The 15,022-nt window shown below is 70.2% G+C and carries 3 protein-coding genes and 4 pseudogenes; 1 reads left to right on the top strand and 6 read right to left on the bottom strand.

Annotation, left to right across the window (positions count from 1 at the left end):
- Positions 1–74: 74 nt before the first annotated feature.
- The 5 genes and pseudogenes from MCHUDSM44219_RS31735 to MCHUDSM44219_RS17380 all read right to left on the bottom strand — a co-directional run.
- Positions 75–292: pseudogene (locus tag MCHUDSM44219_RS31735) on the bottom strand (HNH endonuclease signature motif containing protein); the annotation flags it as partial.
- A gap of 1 nt (position 293) precedes the next feature.
- A pseudogene (locus tag MCHUDSM44219_RS31120) lies at positions 294–732 on the bottom strand (HNH endonuclease signature motif containing protein); the annotation flags it as partial.
- Position 733: 1 nt separating this feature from the next.
- Positions 734–1,282: pseudogene (locus MCHUDSM44219_RS31115) on the bottom strand (DUF222 domain-containing protein); the annotation flags it as partial.
- Position 1,283: 1 nt separating this feature from the next.
- On the bottom strand, positions 1,284–1,650 hold a 367-nt coding region (locus MCHUDSM44219_RS31110; protein WP_330218628.1), incomplete at its 3' end, for a DUF222 domain-containing protein.
- A gap of 132 nt (positions 1,651–1,782) precedes the next feature.
- Positions 1,783–2,376, bottom strand: coding sequence for a class I SAM-dependent methyltransferase (locus tag MCHUDSM44219_RS17380; RefSeq protein ID WP_048419509.1), 594 nt, complete (start codon positions 2,374–2,376; stop codon positions 1,783–1,785).
- A 114-nt stretch (positions 2,377–2,490) separates the two neighbouring features.
- On the opposite strand from MCHUDSM44219_RS17380, the gene MCHUDSM44219_RS17375 reads away from it, so the two are divergent.
- Complete coding sequence (locus MCHUDSM44219_RS17375; protein ID WP_053081288.1) at positions 2,491–4,191, top strand: AMP-binding protein; 1,701 nt, start codon at positions 2,491–2,493, stop codon at positions 4,189–4,191.
- Here MCHUDSM44219_RS17375 and MCHUDSM44219_RS28490 read toward each other — a convergent pair.
- Positions 4,158–15,021 (bottom strand): annotated as a pseudogene (locus tag MCHUDSM44219_RS28490) (non-ribosomal peptide synthetase); the annotation flags it as partial. The gene MCHUDSM44219_RS17375 and the pseudogene MCHUDSM44219_RS28490 overlap by 34 nt on opposite strands.
- Position 15,022: the final 1 nt, after the last annotated feature.

Raw genomic sequence — 15,022 nt, 5'->3', positions numbered from 1 at the left:
GGGGTGGTGGTAGCCGTTGACGCGGTGCTGGCCGGTGTCGAGGTCGGGTGGGGGCACCCATTCGGTCTGGCCTNTTGTCGTCTTCGGGTAGCAGGTGGCGTTCGGGGTGGTGGTAGCCGTTGACGCGGTGCTGGCCGGTGTCGAGGTCGGGTGGGGGCACCCATTCGGTCTGGCCTTTGGGGTTGGTGCGGGTGGTCCAGCCGGTGGTCTCGATCATCCGGTTTTCCGGGCCGCAGGCCAGGGTCGTGGTGTCGACGTCGGTGCGCCCGCCGTTCTTCCAGTCGGTGACGTGNCGGTGGTCTCGATCATCCGGTTTTCCGGGCCGCAGGCCAGGGTCGTGGTGTCGACGTCGGTGCGCCCGCCGTTCTTCCAGTCGGTGACGTGATGGACCTGGCACCAGTAGCCCGGCACGGTGCAGCCGGGGCGGGTGCAGCCGCGGTCACGGGCGTGCAGCACGATCCTCTGCGCCGGGCTCGCGACCCGTTTGGTGCGGCCCAAGTAGAGAGCTTCGCTGGTGTGGTGATCGAACACCGCCAGATAGTGGAACGCATGCGACGCCATGCGGATCAGATCACCCATCGGGAGCAACGATCCGCCGCCGGTGACCGCCACCCCCGCCCCCTTCTCCACCTCCTGCAGAGTTGTCGACACGATCACGGTGACCGGTAACCCGTTGTGCTGGCCCAGTTCCCCGGAGCACAGCGCCATGCGGCCCACGGCCAGCCAGGCGTCNTGTCGACACGATCACGGTGACCGGTAACCCGTTGTGCTGGCCCAGTTCCCCGGAGCACAGCGCCATGCGGCCCACGGCCAGCCAGGCGTCATGGCGGCGCTGGGCTGGGCTGCGGGTGTCAGCGCGGCGCTGCTGCTCGTCGGGTTCGCCATCCACACACGGCTGCTCGTCATCGGGATTGCACACACCCGGCGCGGCGAGTTTGGCCTCGACCGCCTCGTAGACCGCCCGCCATTCCGGGGTGACCCAGCCTGAGAGCCGGCTCATGCCGTCGGGTTGCTGTTCCCCCAGGGTGACGCTGCGGCGGCGGACGCGTTCGGCGTGGGTGGGTTCGGGGCCGTCCTGATCGATCATGGTGGCCAACCGGTCGGCGGCTTTCTTCAGGTCTTCGGGCTTCAGGCCGGTACCCAACTCGGCGAGTTGGCGGTCCGCCGAGGCGCGGGTGTCGACATCCACCCACGACGGCAGGTTGTCGTGAAATGTCGCGATGACGGCCACGTGTTCCGCGTCGAGCAGACCCTGAGACTGCGCGGCGGCGGTCGCCTCCCANACGACGGCAGGTTGTCGTGAAATGTCGCGATGACGGCCACGTGTTCCGCGTCGAGCAGACCCTGAGACTGCGCGGCGGCGGTCGCCTCCCACACCGGCGCCATCGGCTCCCCGGTCAACGCTTGCCGCGGTCCCAACGAGGCCGCGTGGGCCAGCCGTCGTTTGGCCTCGCGATCCGACACCCGTAGCGCGGTGGTGAGCACCGTCTTCCACGACGACTCACCCAACCGGCGCGGTTCGGTCTCGGCGGTCAGCCGGGCCAACACCCGATGCTCCAACGCCGGCACGGTCCTGAGCACCGTCGTCACCTCCGCCAAAAGCTCCACCAGCTCGCGGTGGGACAGGGTGTCGCAGACCTCGTGCAGCATCGCGATCTGCGACCGGATCGCCTCCACCGCGCTCGCGACTTCACCCATACATCGAACACTAGTTCGAACCGCCGACAGGTCAGTCACCGGTTGTGACGGCTGAAATGGAAGTGGCCAAAGATTTTTAGGAGGTCAGCCGGCCGGCTTCCGCCACCGCATCAGGTACCGGTAGTAGAGCGCCCGACGGATCGTCACGCCCGGCAGGACCTCCGCGGCGGTGCGCCGGATCTCGTCGAGCCCCTCGCTCGGCTCGGCCACCACCAGTCCGACGTCACGCCGTTCCCGATGCAGCCACGACCCCACGCGCACGGCAGGCAGGCACGCACCTGACCAAAGCCATTCGCGCACAGTCGTGTTCGTGCTCAATCCCACCACCGCGAGTTCGCCGTGCGGCCGTAACATTGCGCGAGCCTGCACCAGCGACGCGCGCAGGTCGAGGTGGTGGAGGCTGGCGACAAAGGTGATCAGATCGAACTGTGCCGGAGGGTAATCGGCGAAGGCCGCATCGATGATGGAGACGTTGTCCACCGCCGCCAGCCTGGCGCGCGCCCGGTGCGTCGCCGTCGGGTCGGTATCGATCCCGACGACCGTCCGGGACACGGGCGCAAGGCGTTGCGCGAGCAATCCGTCACCACAACCGACGTCGAGCACATCACCGTGGTGCGTCGCTGCGAGAGAGACCAACCACGGATGGTAGGCGGTGTTGTGGTTCCAGTAGTCGGCCATGGACTCCTCCCCGAGTGCACCGTACCGCGCTGATCTGTCGACTCCGCCTGCGCGCCCGCGCGATTGACCTAAGCTCGGTACGTCGTGCCGGCCGCGGGCGGAGGTGTTCCTGTAGTGAAGGAATCGCCGCTGCTCGCCGTGCTCCGCGAACGGGCCAGCCTGCAGCCCAACGACGTCGCCTTCACCTTCCACGATGACGACGACGGCGAGGAGTCGATGACCTGGGGGCAACTGCACCGCCGGTCGCTCAACCTCGCCATCGACATGCAGGAGCACACGTCGGCCGGTGACCGGGCCGTCATCCTCGCCCCCCAGAGCCTCGAGTACGTCGTCGCTTTCCTCGCCGCCCTTCAGACGGGCGTCATCGCTGTGCCCCTGTCGGTTCCGCTCGCCGGGATCCACGACGAGCGCATCACCGCCGTCCTGCGGGACGCGTCCCCGACGGCGGTGCTGACCACATCGGCGGTGGCGCACAGCGTCGCCCCCTATACCGCGGGGGATGCGCAGGCGCCCGTCGTCATCGAGCTGGACACAGCGGATCTCGACACGCGCAGGCCCGGCGCGGCGCGTCGGGATCGGCCTGACACCGCCTATCTGCAGTACACGTCCGGATCGACGCGCACTCCCGCGGGCGTCGAGATCACCCACGCCAATCTCGCGGCGAACTGGAAGCAGATCGTCGGGGGCATCCTGCCCGATTACCGGATGCCGAAGACGGTGGTGTCGTGGCTGCCGTTCTACCACGACATGGGGCTGATGCTGGGTCTGTGCGCAGGGGTGATGGGCGGCTGGCCGACCGCGGTGATGAGCCCGCTGTCGTTTCTCGCGCGGCCCGCCCGGTGGATGCAACTGGTCGCGCGCAGCCCGCAACCGTTGACCGCCGCTCCCAACTTCGCGTTCGAGCTCGCCGCCGCCCGCACGTCCGACGAGGACATGGCCGGCCTCGATCTCGGCCACGTGCTCCACATCCTCAGCGGGGCCGAGCGCGTCAACGAGGCCACGCTCACGCGCTTCACGCAGCGCTTCGCCCAGTTCCACCTGAATCCCTCGGTGGTCAGACCGGCCTACGGGCTCGCCGAGGCTGTGCTGTACGTCGCCGCGCATCAGCCCGGACCGCCAACAGAATTCGTTCACTTCGAGCCCGACGAGCTCGCGGCCGGCCGCGCAGTGCGGTGTCGCGAAGGTACCCCGCTGGTGAGCTACGGCGTGCCGGGGTCGCCGAGCGTACGCATCGTGGATCCTGACACCGCCGCCGAACTGCCCGCAGACACGGTGGGCGAGATCTGGGTGCGCGGAGACAACGTGAGCCCCGGTTACTGGCGCCGACCAGCTGAGTCGGCCCGCGTGTTCGGGGCGACGATCGTCACGGCCTCGCCCGACACGCCGCCCGACGGGTGGCTGCGAACCGGCGATCTCGGATTCCTCTCGCGCGGAGAGCTTTTCATCGTCGGCAGGATCAAGGATCTCCTGATCGTACGCGGGCGCAACCACTATCCCGACGACATCGAGGCGACCACCCAGGAGATCTCCGGCGGCCGCGCGGCGGCCATCGCCGTCGTCGACCAGAGCACCGAGAAGCTGGTCGTCATAGTGGAAGTCAAGAGGCGTGGCCAGTCCGACGACGAGTTGGCCGACACGCTCCGCACCGTGCGACAGGAGGTCACCTCGGCGATCTCCAATGCGCACGGGGTCGGCGTCGAGGACGTGGTACTGGTGGCGCCGGGCTCGATCCCGATCACGACGAGCGGCAAGGTCCGGCGCGCGAGCTGCGTGGAGCTCTATCAGTCGGAAGGCTTTGCACGGCTGACGTTCTGACCGTCGAGGGCTTCCCGCAACAGGTCGCCGTACAGCCGCAGGGAGGCCGGGTTGAGCATGTCGTGGTGTGTGCAGTCCACCTGTTGTGCGGTGACCGTGCCCTTCACGTGACGGCGCCACTTGCGGACCTTGGCGCGCGCGGCCAGCCGGGTGCGCGCGTCGAGCAGACGCGACATCGCCGACCCTGCGGGAGCGATCGTGCCGCGACCGGCGGTGAAGATCACCATGTCGCCGTCGAAATCGTGGGGGCGGAAGCGGCGCAGCAGGTGCTGATTGCTGTTGACGCTGTGCACCATCAGATCGAGCAGTTCGCGCGGCGGCAGGGGGAATTCGGCACCGGCATGGCTTTGCACCAGCTGCTCGGCGCGCTGATAGGTCAGCGGTCCCGACATCGCGGGCACATCGATCCGATTGGTCCGCAGGATGTGCTGGAGCACCTGCTCTTCGTCGAGGGTCACTCCGCCGGTGACCAGGCCGACGCTGAACGCAGGATCGAGAAGGACGAGCCGCTCGACCTGGCAACCGCGGCTGCGCAATTCGACCGCGAGTTCGTGGGCCACGACACCGCCGAACGACCATCCGAGCAGTCGGTAGGGGCCGCCGGGATGGACCGCCTGGATCCGGTCGGCGTAGGTGTGCGCCATGCGCCGTATCGACGAGGGTTCCGGCTCGCCCTCGGCGCGCACCTGGTTGATCCCGACGATCGGGCAGTCGAGATACTCGCCCAACATACGGTAGGACCAGCTGAGGCCGAGGCCGTCGTGGATGCAGTAGAGCGGTACCCCGGCGCCCCGCCGGTAGAACTCGACCGGGACGACTTCCTTCGCCGCGTCGCCACTGTTCAGTTGCTGGCTCAGGCTTCTGACCGACGGGGCATAGAACAGGGTGCGGACCGCCAGATGCGTGTCGAGCGCAGCGTTGATCGCGGCGACCGCCCGCATCGCCGACAATGAATCGCCGCCGAGGTCGAAGAACGAGTCGTCCACCCCGACCCGGTCCACACCGAGCACCTGCGCGTAGACGTCGGCGATGGCCTGCTCGGTCGGGTTGCTCGGCGCCGCAAAGGTCGTCGTGGTCGACACCGGTGTGGGCAGCGCCTTGCGGTCGAGCTTGCCCGAGGAGGTCAGCGGGAACTCGTCGATGACCATGATGTGCGCGGGCACCATGTAGTCCGGCAGCCGGTCGCTCAGACGCCGGCGCAGGGCGCCGATCGTGGTGTTCAGATGCGGTGTGTTGGAGAGGCCGGCGCGGCGCGAGATGCCTTCGTGGGGGCGGTAGACATCGGTGAGGGGGCCGCCGGTGTCGGCGAGGAAGACGGCGTCGAGCGTGCCCGGTTCGTCACCCCAGGTGACCGCGACGTCGTAGCCGAGGGTGCCGGCCAGGTGGTGCAACTCGTCCGGGGTGGCGGTGGCGGACTGGGAGGATTCGGGTGCCCATGCGGCGGTGAGTCCGCGTTCCACGGCGACATCGTCCGCCAGGCCGGCGCGCGGAATCGCCGCGATACGAACCGTGTTCGGCCGGTCCGCCGACAGCCGGCGTTCGAGCCCGGCCAGGTCCGCGCAGGAGTGCCACGCCCAGGTGGGTGCGTCGGCGACGGAGCGCGCCGGTTGTGTGTGCACGACGACGTCGTAGCGGTAGCGGGTGAGCTCGTTGTCGGCCCGGCCGCGTTTGACCCGGACATCGAGACCGCGCAACGACGGGTGACGGGCCGACCACGTGGTGAAGAACTCCGGCGCCAGCAGCAATTCGGCTTCGCCGACCATCGCGCGCTGCACCCGCTCACGCAGTTCGGCGGTATCGGCTTCGGGTGCCTTGGCGCGCGCCACGCCGGCCTGGAACGCCCGTTGCAGACCGTGGTGGCGGACATCGCCGACGAACAGCGTGCCGCCGGGCGCGAGCAGGTCCACCGCGGTGTCCAGCACGTCGGTCAGGTATCCGCGGTGGGGGAAGTACTGCACGATGGAGTTCAGCACGATCACGTCGAAGGAACCCCGCTCCAGCCCGTCGGTGACGTGCGCGGGTTGGGTGAGCAGCCGGACCCGGTCGCGCCACGGCACCGCCGCGCGCTGTAGCGACCGGCGCAGGCCGTTGACGGCGACCGCCGACATGTCGGTGCCGACGTAGTGCTCGCAGTGCGGGGCGACCTGCGACAGCACCAGCCCCGTGCCCACTCCGATCTCCAGCACGCGGTGGGGGCGCAGCGCGAGGATCTGATCGACGGTGGCGCAACGCCATTCGACCATCTCCTCGAGGGGGAGGGGTTCCCCGGAGTAGCTGCTGTTCCAGCCCCGGAAATCCATGCCGAACTCCGGCGGTGCGGCTCCGTCGTAGAGGTCGTCGTACATCTGTTGCCACTCGTCGACGACCGCACCGTCGTGCTCGGCGCCGGACAGGTCATCGAGGGTGACATAGGCGACGAGTTGACCGCCCGATCCAGCGTCGTGCACGGTCGCGACGGCCTGCGTGACCTCGGGGCAGGCCAGCAGGGCGTTCTCGACCTCGCCGAGTTCGATACGGTAGCCGCGCACCTTGACCTGGTCGTCGGCCCGGCCGACGTACTGCAGCCTGCCGTCGGCGTTCCAGCTGACGAGATCGCCGGTGCGGTACATCCGGCTCCCCGGCACACCGAACGGGCAGGCGAGGAACCGGGACGCCGTCAATCCCGAACGGCGCCAGTATCCGACGCCCACGCCGTCGCCCGCGACATAGAGGTCGCCGACCACGCCCGCCGGCACGGGATGCAGCGACGCGTCCAGGACGAACAAGGCGAGATTGGCCAGCGGCACCCCGACGGGGCTGGCATTGCTCTCGGCGTCGCGGTCGGTGATCTCGTCGAAGGAGGCGTGCACGGTGGTCTCGGTGGTGCCGTACAGATTGATCATCCGCGGCCGGCCCCGGTGGCGGGTCAGCCAGGTCCGCAGCCGCCGGGGCTCGAGAGCCTCGCCGGCGAACAGCACCGCCTCGAGAGCGAGTTCGTCACTCGCATCGGCGTTCTGGGTGTCGGCGGTCTGCAGGGCGTAGAACGCGGACGGGGTGCGGCTGAGCACCGTGACCTGCTCGTCGACCAGCAGGGCGCGGAAGTCCTCCGGGGACCGGGCCACCGACTCCGACACCACGACCAGCCGTCCACCGGTCAGCAGTGCGCCCCACATCTCGCACACCGAGACGTCGAAGGCCAGGGAGTGGCACTGGCTCCACACCCCTGCGCGCAGCACGTCCACGTCGAGGGATTCCAGCAGTTGTGTCACGTTGCGATGCGTGATGGCAACGCCTTTCGGCACTCCGGTGGTGCCGGAGGTGTAGATGAAGTACGCGAGGTCGTCGGGGGCGGGCAACGGCAGGGCGATGTCGGGCTGCGCGGAGATCCGGGGGTCGGCGATGTCGACGACGGGAAGGTCGAAGCCGTCGAGGCGCCCCCTCAGGTGCCCGGTGGTGACGGCGGCGACGGGGGTGGCGTCGGTCATCATGAACTCGACCCGGCCCGCGGGCACGACCGGGTCGATCGGCAGATACGCCGCGCCGGTTTTGAGAACCGCCAGGATGGCGACGATGGCGTCGGTCGACCGGGTGAAGAGCACGGCGACGGCGCGGCCGGGTGCGGCTCCGTATCCGGTGAGCAGGTGCGCAAGCCGGGTCGACCGTTCGTCGAGTTCGCGGTAGGTCACGGACCGGCCCTCGAACGTCACCGCGCTCGAGTCGGGGGTGCGGGCCACCTGCGCTGCCCACTGGGCGGGCAGCGACGCGGCGGCGGTCGGTCGCCTCGTCAGCGCGGCCCTGTTTCCCCATGCGTCGAAGCGCGTGCGGTCCGACGCGTCGAGAATGTCGACGGCGGAGAGTCGGTGGTGCGGATCGGCGGTCAATGTGGTCAGGACCCGCTCGAACTGCGTCAGCAGACGGCGGATGGTGCTCGGCTCGAAGACGTCGGTGCGGAACTCCACCACGCCGCAGATCCTGTCGGGCTCGCCCGCCCCGGTGAACCGGTCGGCCAGGTTGAACAGCAGGTCCATCCGTGCGGTGTGCGTGTCTGCGCCCATCTGGGAGACGGTCAGGTCACCCAGCGCGAGACCGCCGGCCGCGTCGCCACTGCCCGCGAAGTTCTGCCAGGCCAGCATGACCTGGACGATGGGCTGACGGGTCAGCGAGCGGGCGGGATTGAGCCGTTCGACGAGGACCTCGAACGGCACGTCCTGGTTCTCGTAGGCGGCGAGGCTCTGCCGTCTGACCTGGGCGAGCAGGTCGGCCAGCGTCGGGTCGCCTGCCAGATCGACGCGCAGCACCAGGGTGTTGACGAAGAATCCGATCAGCTCCTCGAGAGCCGGATCGCCCCGCCCCGCGATCGGAAAGCCCACCGCCACATCCGAACTGGCGCTGATCTTGGACAGCAGCACCGCCAGCGCGGTCTGGATGACCATGAAACTGGTGGCGTTGTGCGCCCGCGCCACCTCTCGCACGCGCTGCTGCAGCGCCGCCGGCCATTCGATGTCCACGGTCGCGCCGCGGTAGTCGGCGACTGCGGGGTAGGGCCGGTCGGTGGGAAGGTTCAGCTGCTCGGGCATCCCGGCCAGCGCATCCTGCCAATAGGCCAGCTGCGCGGCAATCAGGCTCTTGTCGTCGTCGAGATCGCCGAATTGTGTTCGCTGCCAGAGGGTGTAGTCGATGTACTGCACCGGCAGCGCGGCCCAGCCGGGTGGCTGCCCCGCGGTCCGGCCGGCGTAGGCGATCCCGAGATCGCGCACGAGCGGTGCGATCGACCACCCGTCGGCGGCGATGTGGTGCACCACGATGCCGATGGCGTGCCGATCGGGCCCGAGCGCGTAGATCTGCGCCCTGATCGGGATCTCGGCCGACAGGTCGAACCGGTGGCCCGCCATCGCCGTGAGCTCGGCGACGGCTTCCTGTTCCGACAGGGCCACCACGCCGTGGTCGCGATGCCCCCACATGCCGGGTCGGGCGGGGAGCACCTGTTGGTGCGGCACACCGTCGACGTCGGGGAACACCGTCCGTAGCGACTCGTGCCGGGCGATGACGTCGTCGAGTGCCGCGCCGAGGGCGTCGACGTCCAGGGGGCCGTCGATCCGGAACACCGTCGGCATGTTGTAGGTCACGACCCCGCCGACGAAGCGGTCGAGGAACCACAGCCGGCTCTGCGCGAACGACAGCGGGACCCTGGAGGGACGTTCGACGGGTACGAGCGCCGCGCGGCGACCGGCGCCGGTGCGCACCCGCGGTGCCAACTGGGCGACCGTGGCCGTGTCGAACAACGTCCGCACCGACAGGTCGGTGTCCAGCCCGGCGTTGATCGTGGTGACCAACCGCATGGCCGAGATGCTGTCGCCGCCGAGGTCGAAGAACGAGTCGTCGATACCGACACGGTCGAGGCCGAGGATGTCGGCGAACGTCGCGGCGAGGATCTCCTCGACGGCGTTGGTGGGGGCACGGTAGGGGCCGCCCCCGGCAGGGTCGGGCGCCGGGAGCGCCCGCACATCGAGTTTCCCACCGACGGTGAGCGGCAACGTCTCCAGCGCGATGAAGTCCGACGGCACCAGGTAGGACGGTAGCTGTTCGGTGAGCCGGGCACGGGCCTCGGCGGGGGCGACCGTGCCGGTGATGTAGGCGGTGAGCCGGGCGGCGCCGGGCTGATCGCGGCGGGGGACGACGGCAGCGCCGGTGACGCCGTCGATCCCGGTGAGCGCCGCGGTGATCTCCCCGAGTTCGATGCGATAGCCGCGGATCTTGACCTGATCGTCGGCGCGGCCGAGGTAGTCCAGCTGACCGTCGCTGCGCCAGCGCACCAGGTCGCCGGTGCGGTACATGCGCCCACCCGGCCGGCCGAAGGGGCAGGGCAGGAACCGGGTGGCAGTCAGACCGGGCCGCCCGACGTAGCCGACCGCGACGCCGGGGCCCGCGACGTAGAGTTCACCGACAGCGCCGACGGACACCGGCCGCAGCCAGTCGTCGAGGACGAACAGCGCCGACGTGACCACAGGTCCGCCGATCGGCGCGGCACCCGAGCCCGGGCGCAACGGTGCGCTCATGGCCGCGTAGACGGTGATCTCGGTGGGGCCGTACGCATTGATCAGGGTGCGGCCGGGTGCCCAGCGGTCCACGGTCTCGGCCGGGCAGGCTTCCCCGCCGAGGAGCACGGCGACCGCGTCGAGCCGTTGTGGGTCCAGGGCGGTGATCGCCGAGGGCGTCTGGGTCAGCACGTTCACGCGTTCGGCGGCGATCAGCTCACCGAACCGGTCCGGGGACGAGGCGGTGTCCTCGTCGACGATGACCAGGCGGGCGCCGCTGAGCAGGGCGGCCCAGATCTCCCAGACCGAGAAGTCGAAGGCGTACGAGTGGCACTGTGTCCACACCTGCTCGTCGGGCAGGGACGCTGGCAGGGACGCCGCCAGGTGCGCGACGTTGGCATGAGTCACCGCAACGCCTTTCGGCGTGCCGGTGGTCCCCGAGGTGTAGATCAGGTACGCGACGTCGGCCGGGTCGGGGTCGCGCAACGCGGTGGCGGCGTCGTCTGGCCCGGCCTCGCCCAGGTCGAGGATCGGCAGTGCGTGGCCGGCGAGCCTGGCGCGCACCGCATCGGTGGTCAGCACCGCGACGGGGTCGGCGTCGGTGAGCAGGAAACGCAGGCGGTCCGGCGGTACGGCGGGATCGATCGCGAGGTAGGCCGCCCCGGTCTTGAGGGCGGCCAGCATCGCGACCACCGCGTCGGCGCTGCGACCGGTCAGCAGCGCGACGCAGGTCCCGGGCCGGGCGCCGTGTCGGATCAGTCTGTGCGCCAGCAGGTTCGAGGCGTCGTCGAGCTCGCGGTAGGTCAGCACCTGCCCACCGCAGCTCAGTGCGACCCGATCCCCGCCGCGGGCCACCTGGGCGGCGAACAACGCCGGCACCGAGGGCGCATCGCGGGACGCGAGCAGCATGGTGCTGTTGCCGAGGCGACCCAGCGTGTCGCGCTCGGCCGGATCCAGGACGTCGATCGCGGACAGCCGCCGCTGCGGGGTGGCGATCATCGCCGACAGCACGCGCTGGAACCGGCGCGTCACCGCTTCGATCACCGACGGCTCGAAGACCGTGGTGTCGTATTCGATGCGCAGTCCGAGCTCGCGTCCCGGCATGGCCTGCAGGGTCATCGGGTAGTGGTTCGTCTCGCGAGCGGCGACGGCGGTGATCGACAGCTCACCGACGCCGCCCATCGCCGCGGTGTCGACCGGATAGTTCTCGAACACGAACAGCGTGTCGAACAGCTGCTCCTGGCCCGCGATGCGATGGATCTCGGTGAGCGCCAGGTGCTGATGGTCGAGCGTGCGGTGGTGCGCGTCGTGGAGTTGGGCGAGCAGGTCGGCCGTCGTGGTGGCGGGGGTCAGACGGGCGCGCACCGGGATGGTGTTGATCATCAGACCCACCATCGATTCGGCGCCGGTTACCTCGGTGGGGCGTCCGGACACCGTGGTGCCGAAGACGACGTCGTGGTGTCCGGTGAGCGACGCGAGTGTCTGGGCCCAGGCGGCCTGGAGCACGATGTTGACGGTGGTGTGGTGGGCGCGGGCGAGGTCGGTCAGCGCAGCGGTGGTGGTCTCGGGCAGTCGGGACGCGCTACTGCCCCGGACGCCGCTCTCCGATCGGTCGGGGGGGCCGACGAGCGTGGGTGCGTCGAGGCCGTCGAGCACTTCCCGCCACGCGGCGCGCGCGGCATCGGCATCACGGTCGTGCAGCCACTCGACGAAGCGGCGGAACACCGGTGGCGCCGGAAGCCGCTGACCGAGGTAGCCCGCGAAGATCTCCTGCAACAGGATCGGCAGCGACCAGCCGTCGAGCACGATGTGGTGGTTGGTCAGCACGACCCGGTGCTCGTCGGAACCCGTGCGCAGCAGAGCAACTCGGAACGGCGTGCCGTCTGTCAGATCGCAGACCGCCGCACGTTCGGCGGCGCACACCCGCGCGATGTCGTCCTCGCCGGCCACCTCGCGGTACTGCCACGGGACCTGCGGCGCTGCGGCGATGATCTGCACCGGCGGGTCGTAGCCGTCGGCGAACCGCGCCACGAGGTGAGGATGGCGATGGGCGACGGCGCGCACGGCGTCGTGCAACGCATCGGGATTCAGCGGTCCGGCGATGGTGATCTCGAGTTGCATCGCATACAGGTCGCCTCCGACGCCGAACTCCCGTGCGGTCCTGGAGTGGAAGAGCAGACCCTGTTGGACCGGCGTCAGCGGAAGGATGTCGCGCAGGTCGTGGTGATGTTCGAGGGCGTCGATCTGGTCCTGGGTCAGGGCGGCGGGGGCGATGTCGGACGGGGTGAGGCCGCCGCCACCGTGGGCGACGTGGAGACAGATCCCGGTGAGGGCGTCGGTCCACAGCTGGTTCAGGCGGCCGATGTCCTCGTGGGTCAGCACGGAGGTGGCCCAGGTCCAGGTCGTCGTGAACTCCGGACCCGCACCGCTGTCGACGGCGACCGCGGTGAGTTCCACGGTGTGGCCCAGTGGCATCGAGATCTGCCCGGCTGCCGCGGCGATCGTCATGCCGTCGGGGCTCGGACGCCACAGGTCGGTGTCGTCGATACCGAGATGGCCGGCGCGGCCCAGATAGTTGAACGCGATGGTGGGTTCAGGCGCCTGCAGATCGCTGTGCGGGGTGAGGTGGCGCACCAGGCCGTAGGTCAGCCCGTCGGGGAGGGAGCGCAGTTCTTCTTTGGCGTGCTTGACGACAGCGCCCACGACGGGGCCGCCAGCACCGACCTGCGTCCAGTCCGGTCGCTGAACCTGCAGGGCCACCGGGTATCTGGTGGTGAACCATCCCGCGGTCCGCGACAGGTCCAGGCCGGGGGACAGGTCCTCGGCCCGGCCGTGCCCCTCGACGTCGATACCGATGGGTTGTGCGCTGCCCGCGAATTCGGCGCACGCCAGTGCGAGCGCGGCCAGCAGGATGTCGGTGACACCGGCGTGGAACGCCGCGGGCACGTCGCCGAGCAGCCGACGTGTGGTGTCGGTGTCCAGCGTGGCGGTGACACTCGCTGCGCTGGCGTAGGTGTCGGCGTGCGGGTCCGGCGGCGGCAGGGCAGGCGGGGCGGCCAGGACAGCGCGCCATCGCTCGGCGGTCGCGGCGACGGCCGCAGAGGCGGCGTACTCGGCAAGCACCGACGACCAGGTGCGGAACGAGGTGCCGGTGATCGGCAGGGTGGCGGGGTGTCCCGTGCGGTGCTGCGCCCAGGCCACGTTGAGGTCTTCGAGCAGGATCCGCCAGGACACCGCGTCGATGACGAGGTGATGGACGACCACCGCGACCTCGCGGGTCGCTGCAGCGAACACCGCACGGAGCATCACGCCGGCCGCCGGGTCCAGCTCTGCCCGCGCCGACACGAGCGCCTCGCCGCTCAGCTGCTCGACGGTGCGCAGGTAGCCGGCGGCGTCGAGGGTCTGCGGTTCCGGCACCGTCAGCGTGCCGTCGGTCTCGAGCCGGGCGCGCAGCATGCCGTGACGGTCGATCAGCGCCTGCAGCACGACCGCGACGTCGTCGGCGGTCACCCCCGGTGGCGCCTGGACCACCATGGTCTGGTTGAACTCCCGGGTCGGGCCGGGCACCTCGTGCAGCCACCGCATGATCGGGGTGGCCCGCACGTCTCCGGTGCCCAGGTCGACCGGCGCGTCGGCGCGCACGCCGGCCTGCACCACCCGGGCCAGTCGCGCCACCGTCTGCTCGACGAAGATGTCGCGGGGCCGGCAGCCCAGCCCGGCCGCGCGCGCCTGTGCGACCACCTGCATCGACAGGATGCTGTCGCCGCCGAGGTCGAAGAACGAATCGTCCACCCCTACCCGGTCGAGCCCCAACACCCGGGCGTAGATGCCCGCGAGGATCTCCTCGACGGCGTCACCGGGCGCCCGGTACTGCGCGGCTCGGATGCCTGGAACGGGAAGCGCATTCGTGTCGAGCTTGCCGTTCACCGTCAGCGGCAGCGCGTCGAGGGTGACGACGGCGCCGGGCACCATGTAGGAGGGCAGCCGGTCGGCGAGGGCGGCGCGCACCGCGTCCGACTCGGCGGAACCCGTGAGGTAGGCGACGAGGTGCGTGCCGGTGGGTCCGTCGTCCCGGGCGACGACGACGGCCTGGTCGACGTCGTCGAGTGCGGCCAGCGCGCTCTGGATCTCGCCGAGTTCGATGCGGTGGCCGCGGATCTTGACCTGGTCGTCGGCGCGGCCGAGGTAGAGCAGCGCGCCGTCGGCGCGCCACCGCACCAGATCGCCGGTCCGGTACATGCGGGTGCCCGGCGTTCCGAACGGGCAGGCCACGAACCGGGACGCGGTCAGCGCGCTGCGGCCGGCGTAGCCGAGTCCGACGCCCCGACCCGCGACGTACAGTTCGCCGATCACGCCCGGCGGTACGGGGCGCAGCCACGGGTCGAGGACGAACAGGGCGGATGTGGGCACCGGCGCTCCGATGGGCGCCGGCCCCGAACCCACGGTCAGCGGTGCGCTCATCGAGGCGTACACCGTCACCTCGGTCGGACCGTACGCGTTGATCAGCACCCGTCCGGGCGCCCAGCGGTCGACCACCTCGGCCGGGCAGGCCTCCCCGCCGAGCAGCACCGCCACGCCGTCGAGACCCTCGGGAGACAGGGCGGTCACGGCCGTCGGTGTCTGGGTCAGCACGGTCACCCGTTCGCGGACCAGTAGCTCCCCGAAGTCCGGCGGGGAGGCTGCGATCTCCTCGGGCACGATGACGAGTCGTCCGCCGCCGAGCAGCGCCGCCCAGATCTCCCAGACCGAGAAGTCGAATCCGTAGGAGTGGCACTGCGTCCAGACCTGGTGGGCGCCGAGCTCGGGCGGGGGGGACN

The sequence above is a fragment of the Mycolicibacterium chubuense genome (assembly GCF_001044255.1).
Lineage (GTDB): Bacteria > Actinomycetota > Actinomycetes > Mycobacteriales > Mycobacteriaceae > Mycobacterium > Mycobacterium chubuense.
The sequence above is the reverse complement of the archived record's forward strand: the minus strand, read 5'-3'. Positions and strand labels throughout refer to the sequence as shown.